This window comes from Sneathiella sp. P13V-1 (genome assembly GCF_015143595.1).
GTDB lineage: Bacteria > Pseudomonadota > Alphaproteobacteria > Sneathiellales > Sneathiellaceae > Sneathiella.
Window position 1 is genome coordinate 861,949 of the sequence record NZ_WYEU01000002.1, and the last position, 22,046, is coordinate 883,994.

General features: G+C 46.2%; 28 protein-coding genes, 2 tRNA genes and 1 riboswitch. Of the genes, 18 read left to right on the forward strand and 12 right to left on the reverse strand.

Annotation, left to right across the window (positions count from 1 at the left end; genetic code table 11):
- Positions 1-17: 17 nt before the first annotated feature.
- The 3 genes from GUA87_RS11075 to GUA87_RS11085 all read right to left on the reverse strand — a co-directional run bounded on the left by GUA87_RS11075 (position 18) and on the right by GUA87_RS11085 (position 2,805).
- Entirely contained in the window at positions 18-650 is a 633-nt protein-coding gene (locus GUA87_RS11075; protein ID WP_193716615.1) for a substrate-binding periplasmic protein, read from the reverse strand.
- 204 nt (positions 651-854) lie between these two features.
- Positions 855-1,691 (reverse strand): pirin family protein, encoded by an 837-nt coding sequence (locus tag GUA87_RS11080; protein WP_193716616.1) that lies wholly within the window; start codon positions 1,689-1,691, stop codon positions 855-857.
- A 160-nt stretch (positions 1,692-1,851) separates the two neighbouring features.
- Entirely contained in the window at positions 1,852-2,805 is a 954-nt protein-coding gene (locus GUA87_RS11085; RefSeq protein ID WP_193716617.1) for a hypothetical protein, read from the reverse strand.
- A gap of 138 nt (positions 2,806-2,943) precedes the next feature.
- On the opposite strand from GUA87_RS11085, the gene GUA87_RS11090 reads away from it, so the two are divergent.
- Positions 2,944-3,804 carry a LysR substrate-binding domain-containing protein gene (locus GUA87_RS11090; RefSeq protein WP_193716618.1) on the forward strand — a complete coding sequence of 287 codons (861 nt, stop codon included), beginning with the start codon at positions 2,944-2,946 and terminating at the stop codon, positions 3,802-3,804.
- Positions 3,805-3,893: 89 nt separating this feature from the next.
- Positions 3,894-4,751, forward strand: a complete 858-nt coding sequence (locus tag GUA87_RS11095) for a LysR family transcriptional regulator (protein WP_193716619.1) — start codon at positions 3,894-3,896, stop codon at positions 4,749-4,751.
- A 25-nt stretch (positions 4,752-4,776) separates the two neighbouring features.
- On the opposite strand, the gene GUA87_RS11100 is transcribed toward GUA87_RS11095, so the two are convergent.
- Positions 4,777-5,166, reverse strand: a complete 390-nt coding sequence (locus GUA87_RS11100) for a tautomerase family protein (RefSeq protein ID WP_193716620.1) — start codon at positions 5,164-5,166, stop codon at positions 4,777-4,779.
- A gap of 186 nt (positions 5,167-5,352) precedes the next feature.
- Between GUA87_RS11100 and GUA87_RS11105 the strand changes: the two genes are divergently transcribed.
- Positions 5,353-5,727 carry a hypothetical protein gene (locus GUA87_RS11105; RefSeq protein WP_193716621.1) on the forward strand — a complete coding sequence of 125 codons (375 nt, stop codon included), beginning with the start codon at positions 5,353-5,355 and terminating at the stop codon, positions 5,725-5,727.
- A 54-nt stretch (positions 5,728-5,781) separates the two neighbouring features.
- Here GUA87_RS11105 and GUA87_RS11110 read toward each other — a convergent pair.
- The 6 genes from GUA87_RS11110 to GUA87_RS11135 all read right to left on the reverse strand — a co-directional run bounded on the left by GUA87_RS11110 (position 5,782) and on the right by GUA87_RS11135 (position 8,031).
- Positions 5,782-5,858, reverse strand: a tRNA-Arg gene (locus GUA87_RS11110).
- 14 nt (positions 5,859-5,872) lie between these two features.
- A complete protein-coding gene (locus tag GUA87_RS11115) occupies positions 5,873-6,169 on the reverse strand; it encodes an ETC complex I subunit (protein ID WP_193717030.1) in 297 nt (98 codons plus the stop codon).
- 11 nt (positions 6,170-6,180) lie between these two features.
- Positions 6,181-6,804 (reverse strand): PA14 domain-containing protein, encoded by a 624-nt coding sequence (locus GUA87_RS11120; protein ID WP_193716622.1) that lies wholly within the window; start codon positions 6,802-6,804, stop codon positions 6,181-6,183.
- A 144-nt stretch (positions 6,805-6,948) separates the two neighbouring features.
- Positions 6,949-7,025 (reverse strand) — tRNA-Pro (locus tag GUA87_RS11125).
- Positions 7,026-7,120: 95 nt separating this feature from the next.
- Positions 7,121-7,549: a PaaI family thioesterase gene (locus GUA87_RS11130; RefSeq protein ID WP_193716623.1), complete on the reverse strand. Its 429-nt coding sequence runs from the start codon at positions 7,547-7,549 to the stop codon at positions 7,121-7,123.
- A 17-nt stretch (positions 7,550-7,566) separates the two neighbouring features.
- Positions 7,567-8,031 (reverse strand): DUF192 domain-containing protein, encoded by a 465-nt coding sequence (locus tag GUA87_RS11135; RefSeq protein ID WP_193716624.1) that lies wholly within the window; start codon positions 8,029-8,031, stop codon positions 7,567-7,569.
- A gap of 25 nt (positions 8,032-8,056) precedes the next feature.
- Positions 8,057-8,158, forward strand: a riboswitch (TPP riboswitch).
- On the opposite strand from GUA87_RS11135, the gene GUA87_RS11140 reads away from it, so the two are divergent.
- The 3 genes from GUA87_RS11140 (at position 8,152) to GUA87_RS11150 (ending at position 10,675) form a co-directional block, all read left to right on the forward strand.
- Positions 8,152-8,940, forward strand: coding sequence for an ABC transporter ATP-binding protein (locus GUA87_RS11140; RefSeq protein WP_227711833.1), 789 nt, complete (start codon positions 8,152-8,154; stop codon positions 8,938-8,940). Its footprint overlaps the riboswitch before it by 7 nt.
- A 2-nt stretch (positions 8,941-8,942) precedes the next feature.
- A complete protein-coding gene (locus GUA87_RS11145) occupies positions 8,943-9,722 on the forward strand; it encodes an ABC transporter permease (RefSeq protein ID WP_193716625.1) in 780 nt (259 codons plus the stop codon).
- Positions 9,719-10,675, forward strand: coding sequence for an ABC transporter substrate-binding protein (locus tag GUA87_RS11150; RefSeq protein WP_193716626.1), 957 nt, complete (start codon positions 9,719-9,721; stop codon positions 10,673-10,675). Before GUA87_RS11145 ends, GUA87_RS11150 begins: the two co-directional genes overlap by 4 nt.
- 53 nt (positions 10,676-10,728) lie before the next feature.
- On the opposite strand, the gene GUA87_RS11155 is transcribed toward GUA87_RS11150, so the two are convergent.
- A complete protein-coding gene (locus GUA87_RS11155; RefSeq protein WP_193716627.1) occupies positions 10,729-11,298 on the reverse strand; it encodes a cold-shock protein in 570 nt (189 codons plus the stop codon).
- Between the two features lie 350 nt (positions 11,299-11,648).
- Here GUA87_RS11155 and GUA87_RS11160 point away from each other — a divergent pair, with 350 nt between their 5' ends.
- From GUA87_RS11160 to GUA87_RS11205, 10 genes are read left to right on the forward strand one after another with little or no spacing between them, the layout of a single operon-like run.
- Entirely contained in the window at positions 11,649-12,122 is a 474-nt protein-coding gene (locus GUA87_RS11160; RefSeq protein WP_193716628.1) for a Na+/H+ antiporter subunit E, read from the forward strand.
- Positions 12,119-12,415 (forward strand): monovalent cation/H+ antiporter complex subunit F, encoded by a 297-nt coding sequence (locus tag GUA87_RS11165; RefSeq protein WP_227711834.1) that lies wholly within the window; start codon positions 12,119-12,121, stop codon positions 12,413-12,415. Before GUA87_RS11160 ends, GUA87_RS11165 begins: the two co-directional genes overlap by 4 nt.
- Before the next feature lie 2 nt (positions 12,416-12,417).
- Entirely contained in the window at positions 12,418-12,774 is a 357-nt protein-coding gene (mnhG, locus tag GUA87_RS11170; protein ID WP_193716629.1) for a monovalent cation/H(+) antiporter subunit G, read from the forward strand.
- The gene (locus tag GUA87_RS11175; protein WP_193716630.1) at positions 12,774-13,790 is read left to right on the forward strand and encodes a Na(+)/H(+) antiporter subunit B; all 1,017 of its coding nucleotides are present in this window, start codon (positions 12,774-12,776) and stop codon (positions 13,788-13,790) included. Before mnhG ends, GUA87_RS11175 begins: the two co-directional genes overlap by 1 nt.
- A gap of 17 nt (positions 13,791-13,807) precedes the next feature.
- Complete coding sequence (locus GUA87_RS11180) at positions 13,808-14,161, forward strand: cation:proton antiporter subunit C (protein WP_193716631.1); 354 nt, start codon at positions 13,808-13,810, stop codon at positions 14,159-14,161.
- Positions 14,162-15,661, forward strand: coding sequence for a monovalent cation/H+ antiporter subunit D family protein (locus tag GUA87_RS11185; RefSeq protein WP_193716632.1), 1,500 nt, complete (start codon positions 14,162-14,164; stop codon positions 15,659-15,661).
- Complete coding sequence (locus GUA87_RS11190; RefSeq protein ID WP_193716633.1) at positions 15,661-17,166, forward strand: monovalent cation/H+ antiporter subunit D family protein; 1,506 nt, start codon at positions 15,661-15,663, stop codon at positions 17,164-17,166. Before GUA87_RS11185 ends, GUA87_RS11190 begins: the two co-directional genes overlap by 1 nt.
- 12 nt (positions 17,167-17,178) lie before the next feature.
- Complete coding sequence (locus GUA87_RS11195) at positions 17,179-17,448, forward strand: hypothetical protein (RefSeq protein WP_193716634.1); 270 nt, start codon at positions 17,179-17,181, stop codon at positions 17,446-17,448.
- Positions 17,441-19,129 carry a Na(+)/H(+) antiporter subunit D gene (locus GUA87_RS11200; protein WP_193716635.1) on the forward strand — a complete coding sequence of 563 codons (1,689 nt, stop codon included), beginning with the start codon at positions 17,441-17,443 and terminating at the stop codon, positions 19,127-19,129. Before GUA87_RS11195 ends, GUA87_RS11200 begins: the two co-directional genes overlap by 8 nt.
- A 10-nt stretch (positions 19,130-19,139) precedes the next feature.
- Positions 19,140-19,991 carry a ChaN family lipoprotein gene (locus GUA87_RS11205; RefSeq protein WP_193716636.1) on the forward strand — a complete coding sequence of 284 codons (852 nt, stop codon included), beginning with the start codon at positions 19,140-19,142 and terminating at the stop codon, positions 19,989-19,991.
- On the opposite strand, the gene GUA87_RS11210 is transcribed toward GUA87_RS11205, so the two are convergent.
- On the reverse strand, positions 19,992-20,588 hold the full coding sequence (locus tag GUA87_RS11210) for a hypothetical protein (protein WP_193716637.1): 597 nt from the start codon (positions 20,586-20,588) through the stop codon (positions 19,992-19,994).
- A gap of 173 nt (positions 20,589-20,761) precedes the next feature.
- Here GUA87_RS11210 and GUA87_RS11215 point away from each other — a divergent pair, with 173 nt between their 5' ends.
- Positions 20,762-21,421 (forward strand): CoxG family protein, encoded by a 660-nt coding sequence (locus tag GUA87_RS11215; protein WP_193716638.1) that lies wholly within the window; start codon positions 20,762-20,764, stop codon positions 21,419-21,421.
- A 155-nt stretch (positions 21,422-21,576) separates the two neighbouring features.
- A complete protein-coding gene (locus GUA87_RS11220; protein WP_193716639.1) occupies positions 21,577-22,044 on the forward strand; it encodes a (2Fe-2S)-binding protein in 468 nt (155 codons plus the stop codon).
- The last annotated feature ends 2 nt before the right edge of the window (positions 22,045-22,046 follow it).

Below are 22,046 nucleotides of genomic sequence, written 5' to 3' on the forward strand. Positions count from 1 at the left end.
AAAACACCTATTTATGACTATCCTGTCGAAGCTGGTAAGAATTGCCCTCCGTCTTCAAGAAACTCTCTGATAGCCTTGTCAAATGGAGCCACCAGATTTCTATTCTTGCTGGAAAGCCATACATGGTAGGTTAATTTAGACGCCAACAGGATTGTTTTTTCTTTTTCCAGCTTAAAAGCATTCACCATTCCTTCTGGCAGTAAAATGGCATCAACGCGTTTTTTTCGAAATATTGAGTGAAGAGTATCTATATTATCTACAGCTACTATATTTCGAGGGACGAAATTTTTTACAGCTTCATCCATCCAAACCCAACCCCGCAGAATTCCTATTTTCCCCTTATAATCCTGATATTTTTTCAAATCTGGGACGCGGCTGACAAACATTCCATTTGTCGTGAAAAGTGGAGTTGGAACCTTAATGGCGCTGCTGCCTACCCGTCTTTTATAATAGCTGATCCGCCCAACTTCTCCGTCAATATCGTGACTGAGAAGCATTTTCGTTCCACGTTTTCCTGGAATGTACAAAATTTTAGCGCAAATGCCGTTTTTGGATAACTGTTTCTCTAGTTGAGAGGCTAGTGAGGGATAGTTTTCAAAGCTCGAATCTGCAGCCAGGTTTAAGCAATCCGCATAGGCATTAGCGCTCACTAGTAGTGACGCCAAGCACCCTAGAATAAACTTAAACAAAACACCCATTCATCAACTACCTTTCGCCCCCACACTTAAGATAGTGCAAATATATCAGTTTAGATAAGCATTACAATAATATAGGGATAGAGAGAAATACCAAAACAGCGTTTTTCAGCTTGGTGAAGCGTGATGACGCTTCACCATATTTCTTGTCAAAAAGACTTAAAAACGGCCTGCCTGATAATCATCAAAGGCTTGAAGCACTTCCGATCTTGTGTTCATGACGAAAGGCCCACCCCTGACGATATCTTCCTTGATCTGCTTACCAGAGACAAAAAGGCAACGAGAAGGTCCGTCTTCGGCCTTCACAGTAACTTCGTCGCCATAATTCAAGACAGCGAGGTCACCTTGATGGATTTCTCTTTCGCCAACCGTTGTGATGCCTTCAATACCAAAAACAAAAGCATGATGATCTTCATCTACCGCTTGCGTGAAGTCTTGGCCTTCTTCAAGTTCAATATCCATAAACTGAGGTGTGGTAATCTCGTTGGTCACCGGCCCAACATCACCCGAGGATAATTCACCCGCCACCAATCTGACATTCACACCATCAACATTGATGACGGGGATGCTTTCAGGTGGAAATTCCTGATATCCCGGGTCCATCATTTTATGTGTAGAAGGCAAATTCACCCAAAGCTGGAACCCTTTTAAGAGCCCCTCTTCCTGTTCCGGCATTTCAGAATGGATAATTCCACGGCCAGCTGTCATCCACTGTACACCCCCCGGGATAATCACGCCTTCATGGCCTGCGTTATCCTTGTGTCGCATACGGCCCGCCAAAAGATAAGTAACGGTTTCAAACCCGCGATGAGGATGTGAAGGAAAACCCCCGATGTAATCCTGCGGTTGGTCCGTACCGAACACATCAAGCAGAAGAAACGGATCCAGATTATCAAGTTCCGGACCGCCAATATATCGCCGAAGTTTGACACCATCGCCATCTGAAGCCTCGACACCTTTCAGATAACCAAGAATTTCGCGTTTTTTCGTTGTCATCGTTTCAACCTTAAAAACGCACCCCTTTCGGCATAACATAAGGTCAAATGACAGGAATTAAACCAAAATCTTTGAAAAAAGTATGAAGAGTGAGATGCATGGCGGGAAGTTGCCTCCCCTGGACTAAACTTCCCGCCGTCTCCCCCCTCTGGGAATTGCATTAATAATTCTGTCCGCCTTCCGGAGGCTGGAACACAGACAAGATTTTCTCTTTCCAAACCTTGTCTTCATAAAAATCGCCTGGCTCCTGATAAGAAATGCCGCGGCGTTTCATTTCCGCGCAGAAAATATCAGCGACCAACTGTGGTGTTAAATCATGTGTGTGATCATCATATGACGCGGCTTCAGCCTCGTTTTTAAAACAATGAGCTTTCCACAATACGGACACCCGGACCTGTCCGAAGTCAAAAACCTCCCGCAGCTTTCCATCGTCGATCAGTTCCCATTGATCTTTTTCATTGAGTTGCAGGATCGCGTCATAGCCAACATCATCATAATTCTGGCGCTGTTCTGCAGGACCAATCCCGCCAACGCGATGATACATATATTCGTTATCCGCCAACACACAGCGATTAAAGTATGGCGGAGATTCTGTTCTCGACGGTTGCCCAAGTCCGTCTGGCCAATATTCAAATTCACCGCCAATTCCGTCGTAAAACCATGTAATGGCCGATGCTACAGGAATTGCCCATTCGTGAAACAGGCCCGAATACCCCATAGGTGCCAGCATCCAGCTTGGAACTTCCTTGTTCTGAGCCCCGCGGAAGAACGGCAGGTCCAAATGAAAAGGCGCTTCGGGTGTCGGTAGGTTCAGGTTTGTCATCATGGCGACAGGGCGAATAACTTCCGCTTGAAATGATGACTTGGCGGCTTCGATAAAGCGTTCATTGTGAAAGAACGGCTCTGCGCCCTCAAAAACCACATTCCCACCTAACGCCCAAAAATTACGGAACCAGCCACCAGCCAATTGTTCATCATTCTTATGGACTGCCGCTAGAGTCTTATAGGGTGCCCCTTTTCGAATGAGGTTCATGATGCCATCAGCATCATCAAATGCTTTGTCCATCTTTATGGGAGGTGCTAGCAGGTTTTTGCTGCGAACTATTCTGTTCATGACCGTTATCCAGTTCTTTTTGTTCTGAAGATAGGTAACTTGCGCAGCATGCTATCCAGACATTCGTTCTACAGCAAACGACTTATATTTGCGCATGCATTAGAAAATGTTATGCTGGGTTAGATAATGTGAGGAATAATGAAAAGAGAACTTCCCCCACTCAATCAGCTTAAGAGTTTTGAAGCCGCTGCAAGACATCAAAGCTTCGCTGCAGCAGCACTGGAGTTACACGTAACACCAGCTGCGGTCAGCAGGCTTGTGAAGTCACTGGAAGAATATCTGGAAGTACCTCTTTTTAACCGTGGAGCCAGTCACGTCACTCTCACATCGCACGGGCAAAAATATCTGGGACGTATCACTGGTGCCTTAGATGAAATTGCTGTTGCAACATCAGAAATAAGAGGCGAATGGGAGCGAAAACTGACCATCGCTGCTTTTCCATCCGTTGCCCAAAGGTGGCTCATCCCAGTGTGGGCCGAATTTTCAAAACGTTATCCCAATATGAAGATTGAAGTCAGGAACACGATGACCCCACCTGGTCATGGTGCTGATGGAATTGACGCCTCCATCCGCGTGGTCCCTCCCAACGACACAACCTTGATTTGGGAGAAAATCCACAACGATACTTTATTCCCTGTATGCAGTCCTTCTTATCTCAAGCAATGTGTAAATGGCCGTTATACGCGCATACACTGCCGAACGCGAAACTACGATTGGGGTAACTGGTATGAACATGCAAAAATCCCCAAACCCCAAAGTCAGCACATTGCGGACATGGAATTCGATAGTCTTTTGTCCGCGATTGAGGCGGCTATTCAGGGAATTGGCGTTACAGTTGCCATCAGAAGCGTCGTGGAACCTGAGCTAAACTCTGGCGCTCTTGTTCCTGCTTTTCCGAACATCTCCCCCATACCTTGTCCTTTTTACCTTACCTACCCCCAGTTTCGCGCCAACCACCCTACCCTTACGGCGTTTATGGAATTTGTGACGAAAAAGTAAGAGTTGATTGGCAGCTTAAAATCAACCTTGTTTAGTTTTTATAAATTACATTATGTTATGTATAAACACCTCAATAACAAGGAATGTAAATGTCAAATCGCACCCTCGATATAGATGCAGTACAGGCATTTGTTCATGTCGCTGAACTGGGCAGCTTTACCCATACGGCCAAAGCCATGCGGACGACCCAATCTGGAGTGAGCCTTAAACTAAAACGCCTAGAGGAGCGATTAGGCTATAAACTCTTGGAGCGAACCCCACGCCGCGTCAGCCTGACAGAAAAGGGGTCCATTTTTCTCGATAAAGCGAAAGATCTGCTTGTAGCCCATGAAGATGCCCTTCAAATATCAAATAACACCAAGATCAAGCTAGCAATCGGCATTAGTGATCATGTCGCAGGTCCAGAGCTGCCGTCACTCATTTCCAGAATAAACACACATGACCCAAAATTGTTGATTGAAATCCGCATCGCCTCTTCCGCCGATTTGTTACGCTCTTTTGATCAGCGGGAACTGGATACCGTTTTGGTAAGGTTCAACAAAGATCGCACAGACAGTGAAGTAATAGCCTATGAAAAATACAGCTGGTTTGCGGCACCAAATTGGAAAATGAAGGCTGGAGATCCTCTTCCACTTGCAACAATGCCAGAACCTTGTGGTGTGAGGCATATGGCCGGTTTACTTCTGGATGAGGACGGCATCAAGTGGACCGAAACTTTTGTTGGCGGCGGCATACCTGCTGTATCTGCGGCCGTCATCGCAGGCCTTGGCATTTCAGCACTTCCCGCACGCATGTTGCCTATGGGTGCCAAAGATGTTGGGCAGGAACTTGGCCTTCCCGAATTGCCTCGCCTGCCGATTACGCTACATACGCGGGTTGTTGATCAGCGTTCCCGGCAAGCGATTGACGTTCTATCTGCGGCTTTCAAAGCTGTTGTGCGTGATTAAAACGACCCAGCAACAAAGGATCGCTTCAATCAGCCAGCGCGTATTGCGCTAAGCCATTGCCCATAGACCAGTTTTCGGGTTGAGCCTCAACGATATTGATGAGGATGTCTTCTGAGCGCACGCCAGGATCCAGCCGAAGCCGTTCAACAATTTTTTGAAATAGTGCTTTCTTCTGATCCTTATTGCGGGTGTTCATCGCAAAGATCTGTATATAGATCAAATCCTGACTTCTTTGTACATTCAGATACTTGCCGTTATAGCTAAAGTTGGCTGCTGACAGTTCATTTACAGTCATGAATTGATCATCTTCAGGAACATTAAAAGTCTCACGCATCGCTAAATAGATGTTATCCATAACAGAACGGCGATAACTGTCTGATTTACCTTCAATGAGTGAGATATTGACCAAGGGCATACACGTTTCCTTTCACAAGTATTAGTGCCTGCCTGGAAGATATTGCGAATATATTTATTTTTAAATCCGATAGAATCAGATTTCTGTCATAACAAAATTTAATTTATGAAAATTCACCCCGAGAAATTTGCCTTTGTGTTTAAATATCCTACCCTTCCTGTAGAGACATTTTGTATGAGGTTTTCTATGAAGTTCACGTTTTTATTCCTGATCAGTTTCTTCTTATACGCCGTTGGGCCAGCAATAATTAATCCCGGCTTACAACAGGGCTATGCTTTGGCAAAAAGCGACAAAGCCAAGAGCAAAGTAGATGGCCTCAGTAAAAGCAAAGAGGTGAGAGACGGTAAAAGTGACCGTATGCTCGAGAAACTAGAAGGAGAGCGCGACAGGAAAACGGAAAAAGCGCAAGATCAGTATGATCGAAGCAGTGACAAAGCCTCGCGAACTGAAGATGAGGACAAAAAAGCGAAAACCATGGAAAAAGCGACAACTAAACAAGATTCCATGATTGAGAAAACAAACAAGAAGTTCGACAAAAACTCCAGCAAGCTCAAAAAATAGGTTTTCTTTCCTAGAAAAAGAAAAGGGCAGTAGAAAATCTACTGCCCTTTATTCTGGCGATCCCGGTACGACTCGAACGTACGACCTACAGATTAGAAGTCTGTTGCTCTATCCAGCTGAGCTACGGGACCTTTATGAGTAACCTTTAACCGCGGACGCGGCTAAAAGCAAAATTATCAGCGTAAGCTTTGATGTTCAGTTTGCGCTCTTTTGGCTCCTGCACATTAAACGGAATACCGTTTTTCTCGCAGAACGCGATAGCACTTTCTTTGTCATCAAAGTTCAGGGAAACCTGTGCGGAAGTATCACGGGAGCCTGTCCAACCCATCAAAGGATCTGCAAAGCGGGCGCTACCCGGTGTATAATCCAAACGCCATTTCTTCATCCGGCCGCGGCCAGATTGCATGGCATTTTTTGCAGGTCTGTAAATTTTAGCTTTCAAGCTCATACCTGTTATTTCCCAATATGCGCAAATGCCGTCGCCGGCACATAATCAATTTCTTCCGGTCCAGGCGGATCCCAGTATAGTTCCAGCGTGGACGTATTCTTCTTCTCAAAGTAGAGAATACGCACCGGATACCAGCCCGGCTCAGAAATCTCAAGCGTTATTTCATCTGAAAACCGATCTGCGTGAACATCAGGGTCTTCATGAACGAGTTTTCCGCCAATTGTTACACGTACACCATCATTAGAGTGTACCATGACAGTATAATTGCCAGTTCTTTCGAAATTGATAAAACCTGTGATATCGGCTCCCACTAAATCATTCGCCCCGGATGTCAGCACGTCCCCAGTGCCGACCTGATAATTTAGCATAGGAATTGGGGGGCCATCTTTGCCCTTTTCATATTCCATCCACTCTTCGAACTGGCGAATACTATTGAGTTTCACGCCATAGTATTTCACTGCCAAGCCTGGCTTTAAATTTTCTGCGGTTGGCTGAGGGCTTGCCGGGGCCATTCCAGAAATGGATGACGCCAGTGTAACCCCAGATGTAAAAGCGAGCGCCCCTGTAACAACTGAAAGAGCTGCCACGCCTGTCTTTAACTTCCCTATTAATGACTTCGTGCTTTTCATGAATGTCCACCTCCCAGTGAAGATTGGATTTATCTTAAAATCCAATTGCGTCAAAGAAAAGTCACCATTTAGGCTCGGGGTGGAAAAAAATAGACGACAGAATCAAAAAAGCCTCTCAAGTTTATGACTTGAAAGGCTTTTTGATGGTCGGGGCAGCAAGATTCGAACTTGCGACCTCTCGCTCCCAAAGCGAGCGCACTACCAGGCTGTGCTATGCCCCGTCGGTGGCGTGGCGCATGATTTAAACCATAGTTCGTAACCCTGCAAGCGATTTTAAAAAAAAATTCAAATTTTTTTCGTTTTCATCCAAGAACGGCTATTTTCTGGGCCTCAGGAAATTGAATATCGCATCTGCCTTAAATATTGCACGGTGGCCAACCCTTAATTCTCCGCGTGCAAATGCGAGACTTCGAGTCTCTCTTACCAGTTCGCAATGTGCCTCAATCCAATCCCCTTTTCGGGCAGGAAGAAGAAACTCAGAATTCATTTTGAGAGTGACGCCTCGTTTATCAGAAGCATGGAAGATTGTTCTGGCAAGCGCCGAATCCATAAAAGTCATCAACATGCCCCCATGAACAAAATTGAGACCATTTAGATGGCGATCATCAACTCGAAAGCCCCGGATGATTTCAGAACCCACTCTTTTTTCATAAAAGGGGCCATTTCGTATGGTAAACTCTCCTCGCCCATCACCTTGAACATATCCTTCTGGAATATTATCCATTGGGGTTTCAGTCTTTTTCATTCTTGTTATCCTGAATATCAATCTCGCAGGGAATGATAGGTCAAAATGTCTCCAACCTGCATCCCCTTTTTTCCGGCGAAGCCCCCCGGAACCTCCAACACCCATCTAACCGGAGTTCCTGACGTGATCGTTGTCAAATCGTGAGGTATAGCATTTTCATGTATCTTAACAACTATCCCTTCGGTATCCGCAAAAACCATATCCAAGGGGATCAGCGTATTCTTCATCCAGAAATAAACAATTGTCGGTTTTTCGAAATCGAATAGCATCCCAGACCCTTCGGCAAGTTCTGTCCGATACATAAGCCCTTCGGATCTTTCCTCTGGTGATTTGGCAAGCTCAACATGGACGGTAACCTCTCTATTCTCACCAGATACAACCACCCTACCGTTTTCAGCTGTGGCCGAGGATGAAAAGAAAAAACATGCGAACAGAATACCCAAAAAAAGAGAGCCATAATTCTGCAATAAATACTTTGCCATCAGAATTTGTATCCTTATATTGAACCAACTCCTCGGGGGGAGCCATGGTGGCTGAGAGGTTCTGAACGGAACGACCCCTGTACCTGATCAGGTTAGTACCTGCGTAGGAACGAGAGCATCATGGTTGTTGAAGATACATCACGCCGCTTGTCTATGGCAACAGAGGGTGACCTGCCAGCAAAACCGCTGGAAGTTCTCTTGCGGCTGAACTCGCTCAGTTTCGACCAGACCACCATCCTTAAAGATATTTCTCTGGATTTACCTGCAGGGAAATTCACATGCCTGTTAGGCCCAAGCGGTGTTGGCAAAAGCTCTATCCTTCGTATCCTGAGCAATTCTCTTGAGGGGATTGCTGAATACAAGATTGAGACTTCTGATGACCTTCCTCTTAAGGGGCGCGTTGCCTATATGGCGCAAAAAGACCTCCTTCTTCCATGGTCGGATTGTCTACAAAATGTCATTATTGGAGAGAAATTAAGGGGAAAGATTGCAAATCTTGCCAAAGCAAAAGAACTGCTGAATGACGTTGGTTTATCGGATGCAATAAGTAAAAAGCCTGATGAATTATCAGGCGGCATGCGACAGCGCGTAGCTTTGGCCAGAACATTAATGGAAGATGCCCCTCTCGTTCTGCTGGACGAGCCTTTCTCTGCTTTGGATGCCATCTCCAGACATGATTTACAAAATCTGACAGCTAAGAAACTCTCTGGGCGAACCGTATTAATGATCACCCACGATCCACTTGAAGCACTACGAATGGGACATCAGGTCCTGGTACTCGCTGGGCGTAATCCGAAGCTATTCAAAATAGATGGGTTATCAGAAACAACACCGAGGGAGGTTAGCGACGCCGATCTACAACAGGCCTATGCAGAAATCCTCTCTATCATTGGTATGGAGAAGACCTGATTATGGGAAAGGCACTTCGCATATCGATCACATTTGGAGGGTTGATTTTAATCTGGGCATTTATTGCTTGGGCAACTGAGCTTCCAAAATTCATCTTGCCGAGCCCCGTTCTCGTCTTCACAACACTTTGGCAGAAATTCCACATTATTCTGCCTCATGCCACCACAACACTTGTTGAAATCCTGCTAGGTTTATTTTTTGGAATACTTGCTGGGATGATTTCTGCATTGATAGTATCTTTGCACCCTGGCATCAAACGTTGGGTTTTACCTTTGTTGATTGCGAGCCAAGCTGTTCCTGTCTTTGCCATCGCACCGCTTTTAGTTTTGTGGTTTGATTACGGCATGACGTCAAAAGTCGTCATGGCGACCCTGATCATCTATTTCCCGGTTACTGTTGGATTTCTGGATGGCCTTAATCGCACCTCCAGCGATTGGAAGGAAATTGCCCACATCATGCAGGCCAGTGGGGAAGCCTCCGCTGCCTTAAACGTCATTAGACTGTATCGTTATATCAAGATCCCTTTCGCTTTGCCGTCACTTGCCTCTGGCATTCGCGTGGCAACCGCTGTTGCTCCTATCGGTGCTGTTGTGGGCGAATGGGTAGGATCGTCTTCAGGTCTTGGGTATCTGATGCTTCACGCTAATGGGCGCATGCAAACTGATCTTCTTTTTGCTGCACTTATTACTCTCACAATTATCTCTATATCATTGTTTTACATTATTAATTTTATCGTCAAACGCTATCTCAACTGGGAAACTGAACAGGAAACCCTTTCATGATTAAACTTCTGAAATCCAAGACCGCACTCGCCGCGGCTTGTCTCTCAGCCCTTCTTATTTCCAGTCCTGCCAATGCAGCTGAGAAACTCACTGTATTATTGGATTGGTTTGTAAATCCGGACCATGCACCTCTGATTGTTGCCAAAGAAGCCGGCATCTTTAAAAAGAACGGTCTGGAGGTTGAACTTATTGCTCCTGCAGACCCAAACGATCCGCCTAAATTGGTGGCTGCGGGTAAAGCTCCACTTGCAATCTCCTACCAACCTCAGCTTCATGTTCAAGTTGGTGAAGGCCTGCCACTTAAACGTATCGGCACCCTCGTCGCGACACCGCTTAATAGCCTTGTTGTATTGGACAACAGCCCGATTAAATCCATTAAAGACCTGAAGGGAAAGAAAGTTGGTTTCTCTGTTGGCGGGTTCGAGGATGCCCTTCTGAAAGCCATGCTTGAAAAAGAAGGACTGGCCCTTTCAGATATTGAACTGATCAACGTGAATTTCAGCCTGTCACCGTCGCTTCTTGCGGGGAAAGTCGACGCTGTTATTGGGGCGTTCAGGAACTTTGAACTGAACCAGATGGATATCGAAGGCTATCCAGGACGAGCCTTCTATCCTGAAGAAGAAGGTGTTCCGTCATATGATGAGCTGATCATTGTGGCAAACAACAAAAACCTTGATGATGCGCGCTTCCGTCCGTTTCTGGATAGCCTTGAAGAAGCAACACAGTACATCCTGAACCACCCCAAAGCGTCATGGGAGTTGTTTATTAAAAACAACAAAGAACTGGATGATGAGCTAAACCGTCGCGCATGGAAAGATACTCTTCCGCGCCTTGCAATGCGCCCAGCAGCCTTGGACACTAACCGCTATGATCGCTTTGCAAAATTCCTGGAAAAATCAGGACTTATCAAAAAAGCCTTACCGGTTGCCGATTACGCGATCGAAGTAAAATAAGCAAAAAGAAACGGCCTCTGAACAAGTCAGAGGCCGTTTCAGTAACAGAGCAATTAATCAGGTTTTTCTATTTCGGCAACCTGCGGACCTTTGTCACTATCTGCAATTCGCACTTTCAGGGATTGACCTGCCTGTACAGGTAAGAAGCCTTCATTTCGAATTGTCTCCATATGAATAAAGATATCCTGTGTATCTTCACCGCGGGTGACAAACCCATATCCTTTAATAGGATCAAACCACTTTACAGCCACATCCACAAAATCCCCTTGTCCCTTTAGAACGGGATGTTTTGCGATATTGCTGGGTTCAATGGGGCTTGGCAAGAAAGGTACCGCGGTTGAAGTATCAATATCTAAAATCTTTATCGCTTGCAGCCCTTTGTCACGACGCACAACCTGACAGCTCAGCGTGACCCCCTCTGCCACAAATTCATGACCGCTTTCCCGAAGGCAAGATAGATGGAAGAAAATATCGCCATTTCCTTCCTCAGGGACCAGAAAACCGAATCCCTTTGTTGTGTTAAACCACTTCACTCGCCCCTTTAACTCGAAACTCTCTTCGCCTGCAAGATAGGTTACATTATCAGCAGCCTTATCCTGCATTGCGTCCACTTTTGCTGACATTTGGATACTCCCACTCCCGTCATAAGTTCGTCTCCCCCAAGACGTAGTACCAATTAACTATATATTATCCCTAATATTAGGTTAAGTTAATTTTAATGTAAATCTAATCCAAATAGAAATCAAACGCAATAGTTCTCCCATCGGACCTAATCTAAATAATAAACTATTTCTGAAAAAAGATTAGTTCGTCAATTGTACTGTCTTATGAAACGCCTATATCTCCGAATAGTCAAATAGTCATATTGTGAACGACACTGCTTTTAGGTGCTATCTTCTTGCGAGAAGGCGCCTCTCATGGCATACACAGTGCGATCAAAGGGAAAGTCGACGATTTAACAGGGTGGAGAGAAGTGAGACTAATAAGTCTGATTTTGGTTACTTTTGCCGTATGGCTATTATTTTCAGGTATTTACACACCGCTATTAATTGGTTTTGGCATAGCGTCTTGTATACTTGTTGCAATCATTGCGCGGCGTATGGATGTGATTGACCATGAAGGGCATCCGATACACTTAAACCCCGGAATAGTCAGTTACTGGTTTTGGCTTTTCTGGGAAATTGTGAAATCAAATATTGATGTCGCTAAATGTGTCCTGTTCCCTGGCAAATATCTCCAGCCAAGTATGTTTAAAAGTAAAGTCAGCCAGAAAAGTGATCTGGGAAAAGTAATTTACGCAAACTCGATTACCCTGACACCCGGGACAGTTACTGTCGATTTGGATGACGATACGGTCCTTGTTCACGCGCTAACACAAGGTACCGCAGACGGCGTTAAATCTGGAGAAATGGATCAACGCGTTACCCGGGTGATGAGGGAAGCATGATTATTTACGTAGTAGCCGCCATTGCCATTCTGGTCAGCATTGCCATGGCCCTTGGTCGTGCATTACTGGGCCCCACCGCTTACGACCGTATTTTGTCCGTAAACGCAATTGGGACCAAAACAGTACTTTTGATTGCTGTTGTGGGCTTTATGAACGGACGCCCAGACTTTTTGGATCTCGCCATTGTTTACGCGTTAATGAATTTTATCGGCACTCTTGCTGTTCTCAAATACTTCAAATTTGGAAGCCTGAAAACCGGCCTCTCCCGTACTAGATCAGGAGGGGATAAGTAGTTATGGATTTGATACTTGATATACTCACATGGGCAGCCATCTTAGGCGGTTGTTTCTTTGTTTTCATTACCGGGTTAGGACTTCTTAGATTTCCTGATCTTTATTCCCGCATTCACGCGGGTGGTATGGCAGATACCCTTGCTTCTTTCTTGATATTGGGTGGTTTAGCGCTACAAAGTGGCTTTACGCTCGTTACAGTAAAATTATTTTTCATTGTCGCATTTCTGTTTTTTACAAGCCCGACAGCAACTTATGCCCTTGCGCAGGCCACTTTTGTCGCCGGCTTGAAACCGCGCATGGATGGGTTTTCCACTTCTGAAACTAAAAACGAAAACAAATCAGAAGAAGGAGATCGTTAATGGAAGAATTTACAGACATTTTCCTGATGCTCCTTCTAATAGCTGGAACATTGGGGGTTTTATATGTGAGCAACCTGTTTGTTGCTACGATGTTGCTCGGCGCGGTTAGCCTGATTGTGGCGCTTATCTTTGTCACATTGGACGCAGTCGATGTTGCCTTCACCGAGGCTGCCGTGGGCGCCGGGATCAGCACAGTACTATACCTTGGCACTCTGGCGATGGTGGGATCAAAGGAAAAAACAAGGTCCAAGAAATCCCCATTGCCCTTGCTGGTTTCATTGGCAGTCGGCGGACTGTTGATCTATGCAACTTTGGACCTTCCGGTCATTGGTAGCCCTGATACGCCGGTTCAAACAAGTCGCCTAACAGATCGCTTTATTAATGTAAGCCCCAATGAAATTGGTGTTCCCAATATGGTGACCTCAGTTCTGGCTAGTTATCGTGGCTTTGATACCTTCGGTGAGGTTACTGTTATTTTCACTGCTGGGATCGCGGTTCTGATGATCTTACGACAGAGACACACACGACGTGAAGAAGAGCCGATAGAAAACCCAACTAATCCCGATCAGAAAGGCAGTCTACACGACATCGTGCCCCATGTGGTCTCGAAACTGCTGATCCCCTTTATTTTGCTTTTTGGTTTGTATGTACAGTTCCATGGCGATTTTGGACCGGGGGGCGGTTTTCAGGCCGGCGTAATCTTTGCAGCTGGTTTCATCCTTTATTCCCTGGTCTTTGGATTGGATAATCTAAAACAGCTCATTTCAGCACGATTTGTTGAATTTCTTCTGGCCGCCGGTGTCCTGCTTTATGGAGGGGTCGGTGTTGTCAGCATGTTAATGGGCGCAAATTTCCTAGATTACAACGTACTAGGATCAACGCCTGTAGCAGGCCAGCATCTAGGTATTTTGCTTGTTGAGCTTGGTGTCGGCATAACAGTGACAGCTGCCATGCTCGCCATTTTCTTCGGTTTTGCGGGTCGTCCTGACGAAATCGAAGATAGTAACGGACATTGATCGGGGCGGCAGAGAATATGTTTTTTGATCATTTTAATTATTGGATCTTCGTTATCCTTTTGATGATTGGTTTGTACACGGTTATGAGCCGATCGAACCTCATCAAGAAGATGATTGGCTTGTCTATTTTCCAGATCGCCGTTTTCCTTTTCTATATATCCCTTGGAAAAATTGAGGACGGTACCGCACCGATCTTGCTAGAGGGAGATGGTGTGATCTATTCCAATCCTCTTCCTCATGTTTTGATTCTGACGGCCATTGTGGTGGGGGTTGCAACGACTGCCCTTGGCCTTGCGTTGATTGTTCGTATTAAGGAAAGTTTCGGTACGATTGATGAAGATGAAATTCTTCTACAGGAGGAAGACAAGTAAATGAGCGCCTTGTTTTCCCAAGCCCCCGTTTTAGCTATTCTTATTCCGCTGATGGGTGCCCCTATCAGTGCCGTGTTCCGTGGCCCTGTTTTGCCATGGGCCCTTGCCACTATTTTAAGTGCCGCATCGTTCTGGCTAAGCATTGATCTACTCATTCATGTTAATACACATGGTCCCATTTCATACGAACTTGGGGGATGGCCGCCTCCTTGGGGTATTGAATATGTCGTTGATCCGCTAAGCGCTTTTGTCATGCTGATCATCAGCGGCATTAGCACCGCCGTTCTGTTTTATGCCCGTGAAAGCATTTTGAATGAGGTCGCAGCCAGTCGCTTGGGTATGTTCTTCGGTGCGTATCTATTGGCTCTGGCAGGTATGATGGGAATTACCATCACTGGTGATGCCTTTAACATCTTCGTTTTCCTGGAGATCACATCCCTGTCTTCATATGTGTTGATCTCCATGGGCGAAAAAACCGATAAGCGCGCGCTCACGGCTGCGTTTCAGTACCTTATCATGGGCACAATCGGTGCGACGTTCATTCTGATCGGTGTGGGCCTCCTTTATGCCATGACGGGTACACTGAACATTGCCGATATCGCATCGCAGTTTGACCGAATTTCTGGAACGACACCCTTAAGGGCCGCAGTTGCGTTTTTGCTGGTGGGTATTGCCATCAAATTGGCTATGTTCCCGTTCCATATTTGGCTACCAAATGGCTACACATATGCGCCAAGCATTATCACAGCCTTCTTCGCGGGTACCGCAACCAAGGTATCTGTCTATCTTCTGATCCGCTTTATCTACACTGTTTTTGGCGCAGATTTCAGTTTTGGGGAGTTCCCGCTGACATCCATGCTACTGCCTCTTGGCATCGCTGCATTCTTATCCATGTCAGTTGTGGCTATCTTCCAAGACAACCTGAAACGATTGCTAGCCTATTCCAGTGTGGCGCAGCTTGGATATATGACAGTTGGTATTGCCCTTGCCAGCGAAGCAGGTCTGGTTGCCGGTATCGTTCATATGTTCAACCACGCTATTGTAAAGACAGGTCTGTTCCTGTCTGTTGGGGCCATGTTCTTTGTGGCAGGCAGCACGTACATCAAGGATCTTGCTGGTATTGGGCAGCGAATGCCAATCACGTCGTTCGGATTTGTCTTGGGTGGACTGGCTCTCATCGGTGTTCCGCTCACACCGGGCTTTATCAGTAAATGGTATCTGGTTCAGGCCGCTTTGGAGCGTGGAGACTTCGTTGGATACGGCTTGGTCATTGCTATGCTCATCTCCTCACTGTTTGCAGTGATTTATATTTGGCGAGTTGTAGAGATTATGTATTTCCGCCCTGCCCCTGAGGGTACAGCGCGTAAAGAAGCACCTTTGTCACTGGTTGTTCCATGTTGGATTGTTATTCTTGCGAGCTTCTATTTCGGTATTGAAACGAGTCTGAATATCGGATTTGCTGAAAGCGCAGCATCCTTCCTGATGGGAGGAGCAAAATAATGCTGACACCTGATCTTCAAGTCGCACTTGCGCTCGTCATTCCACTAATTGGCAGTGTTGGCATTGCCCTCGCAGGTTCTGCGCCTAACATTCGTGAAACAGTAACCCTGGTGACTGCGGGTGCGCTATTCTTGAATGTTATCAGCCTATTACAGGTTGTTTTGAATGGCGGAGCACCTGAGTATTCGTTAATTTCCAATCTACCCGGTTTGGAAATCGCCTTCAAAATTGAACCACTGGGTATGATCTTCGCGATGGTGGCCTCCACCTTGTGGATCATCAACTCGATCTATTCCATAGGTTACATGCGTGGAAACAGAGAGCCCAAGCAGACCCGTTTTTACATCTGCTTCGGAATAGCCATTTCCGCAGCTATGGGTATTGCTTTCGCTGAGAACTTACTGACGTTGTTCATTTTCTACGAGGTTCTCAGCCTTTCCACCTATCCGTTGGTGACCCATAAAGGTAATGACGCCGCGTTGAAAGGCGGGCGTATCTATCTTGGTATTTTGCTTGGTACGTCTATTGGCCTGTTCTTGCCAGCTATCATCTGGACATGGGTCCTAACAGGCACAACAGATTTCACACCGGGCGGTATTCTGGCGGGTCATGCCACACCATTGGTCACGGCTATTCTGTTGTTCCTCTTCATGTATGGTATTGGTAAAGCCGCTTTGATGCCAATTCATCGTTGGTTGCCTTCTGCCATGGTGGCCCCAACACCAGTGAGTGCATTGTTGCACGCCGTTGCCGTTGTGAAAGCAGGCGTATTTTCGGTTCTGAAAGTTGTGATCTATATTTTCGGTATCGATTTCCTGAACGGACAGGTAGCAACTGAAATTCTGATGTGGCTTGCAGCCTTTACGCTGCTCGCAGCGTCAACAGTTGCGCTTACCAAGGATAATCTAAAAGCCCGGCTTGCTTATTCCACCATCAGTCAGCTTGCATATATTGTTCTTGCGGCATCTTTGGTGACACCAATGGCGATGGCAGGCGGCGCGATGCAAATTGTGATGCACGCTTTTGGTAAAATCACCCTCTTCTTCTGTGCGGGTGCGATCTATACAGCGACGAAGAAAACTGAAATTTCCGATATGCGTGGACTTGGCCGCCAGATGCCATTTACCTTCTTTGCCTTCTTCATCGGAAGTCTCAGTATTATTGGTATTCCGCCTTTGGGGGGAAGCTGGGCGAAATTCTATATCATGCTGGGCGCTGTGGAAGCGGAGCAGCTTGTCGTACTTGCTGTGCTGCTGATCAGTTCACTTCTCAATATTGCTTATTTGATGCCGATTGTTGTTCGCGGGTTCTTCTATCCACCACTTGGAAAATCAGATCCCGAAACCCCAATTGGTCAGGAGCAATCTTTCATTACCCGCGCAAGTATTCAGGAAGCTCCGCTTCTGTGTGTGGCGCCGCCTGTTGTGACAGCATTTGGATGTCTGGTTCTATTCTTCTTCATAGATCCTATTTACCAATTCTTGCTGCCTATTCTGACGCCATAAGGATTTGTAGAAATGTCTGATAAAGAAAACAAAACCTACTGGTTTGAAAAAGACGAGAATAAGGATCGCCTGTTCTATTGGCTGATTGCTTTGGCGGCTGTTATGGCTCTGCCTGACATCCTGTCCCTGCTTGGCATCCTCTATGAGACACATCCTTACACGAAAGCAGAAGAAGTTCCTGTGTTTTACGGTTTGTACGCAGCCATTGGCATGATGGCGGTTTTGACAATTGGTCGCATGTTTTCCCACTTCCTGACAGTGCGGGAGGACTATTATGATTGATGGTCTGAACCCCGGCCTGATCCTTATTTTGGGGGCGCTGATTGTCCCTTTCACAAGTGGTTTTATTCGCAACTTGTATTTGCTCGCCTTGCCTGTCGTAGGTCTCTACTACACTTGGTCGCTTGGTCTTGGCAGTTTTGGCGAAGTTGAAATTTTGGGCTTCTCTTTAGTCTTGACCAAGATTGATGCCCTTGCCCGTGTATTTGGTACGATCTTCCATATCGCGGCTTTTGCGGGGCTTCTATATGGACTGCACGTTAAAGACACACAGCAACAGGTTGCCACACTCATTTATGCAGGTGCCGCCATTGCTGCCGTCTTTGCAGGGGATTTGATCTCCCTCTTCTCCTATTGGGAACTAACGGCGATCTCTTCTGCATTCCTGATTTTTGCAAGCCGTAACGAACGGGCGTATAAAGCTGGTATCCGCTATCTGATCATTCAGGTGACAAGTGGTGTTGTGTTGCTCGCCGGTATTGTGCTTTACGCCTATGAGACCGGTAGTATGGCCGTTGGCCCCATGGAGCTAGATTCTCTTGCCAGTTGGTTATTCCTGATAGCCTTCGGCATTAAAACAGCCTTTCCTTTGCTTCATAACTGGATACAGGACGCCTACCCCGAAGCCACCGTCTTTGGCACCGTTATTCTATCCGCCTTCACGACGAAGTTGGCTGTTTATGCCTTGGCACGTGTGTTTGCGGGTGAAGATCTTCTGTTGATCATTGGTGGTATTATGGTGGTCTTCCCCATCTTCCATGCCACGCTTGAAAATGATCTTCGCAGAACCATCGCCTATTCCATGAATAGCCAGCAAGGTTTCATGGTCATTGGGGTTGGTATTGGCACTGAACTTGCCCTAAACGGTGTCGCAGCACATGCAACTGTTAGTATTCTCTATACTTGTCTTCTGTTTATGGCGACGGGCGCTGTGCTTTACCGCTCCGGTACAGCCAAGATCACAGAGCTTGGTAATGTCTATAAAGGGATGCCACTTACAACAGCTTTTGCCGTCATCGGCGCGCTGGTCATTATGGCATTCCCACTCACTGCGGCGTTCGCATCTAAAAGCCTGATCCTGTCGGCCGCTCTTGATGGCAAGATGGTCATTCTTTGGCTGGTAATGTTGTTCGGTGCCGTTGCTGTTATTGACAATGTGGGCCTTAAAATTCCGGTATTGGGTTTCTTCAAATCCGGCGGCGATATGAAACTTAAAGAAGCGCCAACTCATATGCTGCTGGCCATGGGGTTTTTGGCAGTTCTTGCAATTGGCATTGGTGTTTTCCCGACTGCCTTCTTTGCCTTGTTGCCGTATGAAATGGATTATCACGTCTACACCGCAAGCCATGTGGTTACTCAGCTTCAACTGATTGTCTTTGCAGCTGTTGTCTTCGCAGGTTGCCTGAAGTTCGGCCACTATCCAAAACCACAAGATACACGCACCCTTGATTTTGACTGGATCTATCGTCGACCGTTGAAAAAATTTGCTATTCTTTTGGGCACTGCCATTAACACGGCCTATGTGTGGATTCTGGAAACGTCACAAGCTGTTATCAGTTGGATTATCGAGAAAAGCCGGGAAACCCATGCTGGACTTGGTGCGATGTCGAGAACGACCGCATCTGGCACCGCTGTCTCCATTGTGTTGCTCTTATTCGGTATCACCCTTCTTCTGGTTTACTAGAGGTTTCAAAATGAAGCAGATTTTCATGGCATCCATGATAGGATTGTCGCTTGTTGCAGCTGGATGTACACACCCGGATGACAAACTATCTGCTTCAATTGATAACAGTGTGAAACTCAGTGATATCGGAGATCGCATTCAAAAAGCGGACTTCGTTCTCATTGGGGAAAAGCACGACAATCCTGAGCATCACAAAGTTCAAGCAGCAATCCTGAAGCAGAATTTAAATAAAGGTGATGTCGTCGTTTTTGAAATGTTGAAATCAACGCAAAGCAAAGCGATTGATGATTTCAACGCTGGTAAAACAGAACTGAGTGCATTTGAAAAAGCACTGGTTTGGGAGAAATCCGGCTGGCCGGATTGGAACTATTACGCACCCCTTTTTGGGACCGCCCGAGATAAAGGCGCAGAAATCAGATATGGTAGCCTGCCTATCAAAGAATTGAAGAAAACCAGTTTCAACAATGATGCCTTATCAGACAGCGCGAAAAGTGATTTACAGGATGACATCCGCGAAGGGCATTGTGGTTTATTACCTGAACAGGCCATCAAACCTATGACAACGGTTCAGATGCAAAAAGATGCGTTCATGGCACAGCAAATGTTGACTGGTGAAGGTGATAGCAACCGCCGCTTCTTAATTGCTGGGAATGGACACGTTCTCAAAGACCGCGCTGTTCCCCGTCATCTTGCAGGCAAGGAAGGTAAGATTGTTGTCATTGGCTTTGGAGAAAAGGGACAGGAAGAAGCCAATATCTACGACAATTACGATATTTATTGGATAACGGACAGCGTTGGAAAAACGCAGGAAGATTACTGCGCAGACCTTAAAAAGCGTTTTTCAAAAATGAAAAAGAAATAATTATTTCTTTGTGGAGATTTTGCGCTTTGGTGCCCAGCGGGTTACTGAACGTCCGTCTGCTGTGAACATAACTTCCTGATCAGCCGTTGGTGCAGCATCCAAACTTGGATGTTCGTTTTTAAAGGAACTTCCATCCGGGAAACGGTTCACGCTTCCCTTATCACGAATAGACGCAATACCTGCTGGATAGGCCTTTGCCATCTCCGCAATGTCGATTTCACTATTGCGGGATTTTTCGCGAGCATTGTTGATCGCATTATCCAAGGACAGAATTGTATCAATCCCCTCTTCCCCTTCTGATACAAGAATATCCCATACGGCCAGTAGAACATCTTCCACATCATCGTCAGGTGTCACAGGATCTTCCAGTTCCACATAATCCATGCTGAGGTATAGATCCGGTTCGATCGGTCCAACGTCAGTTGCAAGAAACGTCGCTGGCATCATTTTCGCCATGTCATTTTCGGCCACATAAACTGCCTGAGAAAGGTACAGCATTTTCAGCAATGCGGACGGCATTAAGATGACTTCATCGCTGGAAGCCCGGTTTTTATACCAGGCGACAATGTCAAATGTGGAACGTATTGCTGGACGCATGATGACTTCCCTGAAAATAATGCTTAGGCTAAAGTAGAATGTAATGGTTAATGTGCTCTTAATCACAATATAACGTTCAAATTCCATATGGTGAAACAGAACCTCGTGCAGGCCCTTGCGGCATTTGGAATGAGCGGTTAAATTCGATTAAAACAAATGGAGAGGTGTCTCGCATGGAAATGCACGGCGAAGAATTGATCAATGCCCCAAAGGAAAAAGTGTGGGAGGCGTTGAACGATCCTGAAATTCTAAAACAAGCCATTCCCGGATGTGAAGAAATCGAAAAAGACAGCGACACATCCTTCACCGCCAAGGTTAAAGTCAAGGTTGGCCCTGTAAAAGCCACTTTTAAGGGAGCGGTAAGCTTGAGCAATATTGACGCACCTAATGGGTACACCATCACTGGTGAAGGTAAAGGCGGCGCTGCTGGTTTTGGTAAAGGTGGTGCCGATGTGTCTTTGACTGAAGCTGATGGTGGAACGCTTTTAAAATATGATGTGAAAGCATCTGTGGGCGGAAAAATGGCGCAAATCGGCTCCCGTCTGATTGACAGCACTGCAAAGAAACTGGCTGGTGAGTTTTTCACAAACTTCAATGAGCTAGTCAGCACGGGTGCCGCAGAAGAAGCACCCGCGGTAGAAACAGAAACATCTGCCGCAGCAGAAACGACGCCGGAACCGGCACAGGCAGAAAATGTGGCACCAACTCAGTCCGCGACACCTGAACCACAAGAACCTGAACAACCTGCAGGTTGGATGAAGCCATCCATTCTTATTCCCGTGGCTATTGTTGTCGCCGCTATCCTGTATTTTTTGACGCAGGGAAATTCTTAGAATTAGTGTAATTCATTTTTCTTTGTCTTGACCATAAGGTCAAAGATGAGGACACTAAAAAACAGACGGGTAATGTTCCCAAAAATAAAGTTAAGGGGCTGGAACATTCCCGGACATCGCGAAGATGAAAAATTTGGAGCTAGGGAGGATACCAAATGACAACCGTTACGATGACGGTAAACGGAAAAAGTGTCACCGCAGATGTGGAACCAAATACACTTTTAGTTCAGTTTATCCGTGAAAATTTGCGTCTTACCGGTACACATGTTGGCTGTGATACCAGCCAGTGTGGTGCCTGTACTGTCCATGTGAACGGCAGCAGCATGAAATCATGTACAATGCTGGCAGTTCAGGCTGACGGTGCGGACGTTACGACTATTGAAGGCCTTGCAAATGGGGACAAACTTCACCCTATGCAGGAAGCTTTCAGAGAGAATCATGGTCTGCAGTGTGGTTTCTGCACGCCGGGCATGATCATGAGCGCTGTTGATCTGGTCAACCGCAACCCGAACCCTTCCGAGGACACAATCCGTCACGAACTGGAAGGCAATATCTGCCGCTGTACCGGCTACCACAATATTGTCAAATCAGTGAAAGCTGCATCGGAGAAAATGGGAGGGTGATA

What these genes read in the sequence shown, in the direction of transcription:
- GUA87_RS11150 (WP_193716626.1), top strand. Translation starts at nt 9,719, where the DNA reads ATGATTAAACTTCTGAAATCCAAGACCGCACTCGCCGCGGCTTGTCTC.
- GUA87_RS11175 (WP_193716630.1), top strand. Translation starts at nt 12,774, where the DNA reads ATGGAAGAATTTACAGACATTTTCCTGATGCTCCTTCTAATAGCTGGA.
- GUA87_RS11155 (WP_193716627.1), bottom strand. Translation starts at nt 11,298, where the DNA reads ATGTCAGCAAAAGTGGACGCAATGCAGGATAAGGCTGCTGATAATGTA.
- GUA87_RS11145 (WP_193716625.1), top strand. Translation starts at nt 8,943, where the DNA reads ATGGGAAAGGCACTTCGCATATCGATCACATTTGGAGGGTTGATTTTA.
- GUA87_RS11195 (WP_193716634.1), top strand. Translation starts at nt 17,179, where the DNA reads ATGTCTGATAAAGAAAACAAAACCTACTGGTTTGAAAAAGACGAGAAT.
- GUA87_RS11140 (WP_227711833.1), top strand. Translation starts at nt 8,152, where the DNA reads ATGGTTGTTGAAGATACATCACGCCGCTTGTCTATGGCAACAGAGGGT.
- GUA87_RS11200 (WP_193716635.1), top strand. Translation starts at nt 17,441, where the DNA reads ATGATTGATGGTCTGAACCCCGGCCTGATCCTTATTTTGGGGGCGCTG.
- GUA87_RS11085 (WP_193716617.1), bottom strand. Translation starts at nt 2,805, where the DNA reads ATGAACAGAATAGTTCGCAGCAAAAACCTGCTAGCACCTCCCATAAAG.
- GUA87_RS11135 (WP_193716624.1), bottom strand. Translation starts at nt 8,031, where the DNA reads ATGGCAAAGTATTTATTGCAGAATTATGGCTCTCTTTTTTTGGGTATT.
- GUA87_RS11130 (WP_193716623.1), bottom strand. Translation starts at nt 7,549, where the DNA reads ATGAAAAAGACTGAAACCCCAATGGATAATATTCCAGAAGGATATGTT.
- GUA87_RS11180 (WP_193716631.1), top strand. Translation starts at nt 13,808, where the DNA reads ATGTTTTTTGATCATTTTAATTATTGGATCTTCGTTATCCTTTTGATG.
- GUA87_RS11095 (WP_193716619.1), top strand. Translation starts at nt 3,894, where the DNA reads ATGTCAAATCGCACCCTCGATATAGATGCAGTACAGGCATTTGTTCAT.
- GUA87_RS11190 (WP_193716633.1), top strand. Translation starts at nt 15,661, where the DNA reads ATGCTGACACCTGATCTTCAAGTCGCACTTGCGCTCGTCATTCCACTA.
- GUA87_RS11090 (WP_193716618.1), top strand. Translation starts at nt 2,944, where the DNA reads ATGAAAAGAGAACTTCCCCCACTCAATCAGCTTAAGAGTTTTGAAGCC.
- GUA87_RS11215 (WP_193716638.1), top strand. Translation starts at nt 20,762, where the DNA reads ATGGAAATGCACGGCGAAGAATTGATCAATGCCCCAAAGGAAAAAGTG.
- GUA87_RS11210 (WP_193716637.1), bottom strand. Translation starts at nt 20,588, where the DNA reads ATGCGTCCAGCAATACGTTCCACATTTGACATTGTCGCCTGGTATAAA.
- GUA87_RS11100 (WP_193716620.1), bottom strand. Translation starts at nt 5,166, where the DNA reads ATGCCCTTGGTCAATATCTCACTCATTGAAGGTAAATCAGACAGTTAT.
- GUA87_RS11120 (WP_193716622.1), bottom strand. Translation starts at nt 6,804, where the DNA reads ATGAAAAGCACGAAGTCATTAATAGGGAAGTTAAAGACAGGCGTGGCA.
- GUA87_RS11165 (WP_227711834.1), top strand. Translation starts at nt 12,119, where the DNA reads ATGATTATTTACGTAGTAGCCGCCATTGCCATTCTGGTCAGCATTGCC.
- GUA87_RS11185 (WP_193716632.1), top strand. Translation starts at nt 14,162, where the DNA reads ATGAGCGCCTTGTTTTCCCAAGCCCCCGTTTTAGCTATTCTTATTCCG.
- GUA87_RS11105 (WP_193716621.1), top strand. Translation starts at nt 5,353, where the DNA reads ATGAAGTTCACGTTTTTATTCCTGATCAGTTTCTTCTTATACGCCGTT.
- mnhG (WP_193716629.1), top strand. Translation starts at nt 12,418, where the DNA reads ATGGATTTGATACTTGATATACTCACATGGGCAGCCATCTTAGGCGGT.
- GUA87_RS11220 (WP_193716639.1), top strand. Translation starts at nt 21,577, where the DNA reads ATGACAACCGTTACGATGACGGTAAACGGAAAAAGTGTCACCGCAGAT.
- GUA87_RS11205 (WP_193716636.1), top strand. Translation starts at nt 19,140, where the DNA reads ATGAAGCAGATTTTCATGGCATCCATGATAGGATTGTCGCTTGTTGCA.
- GUA87_RS11080 (WP_193716616.1), bottom strand. Translation starts at nt 1,691, where the DNA reads ATGACAACGAAAAAACGCGAAATTCTTGGTTATCTGAAAGGTGTCGAG.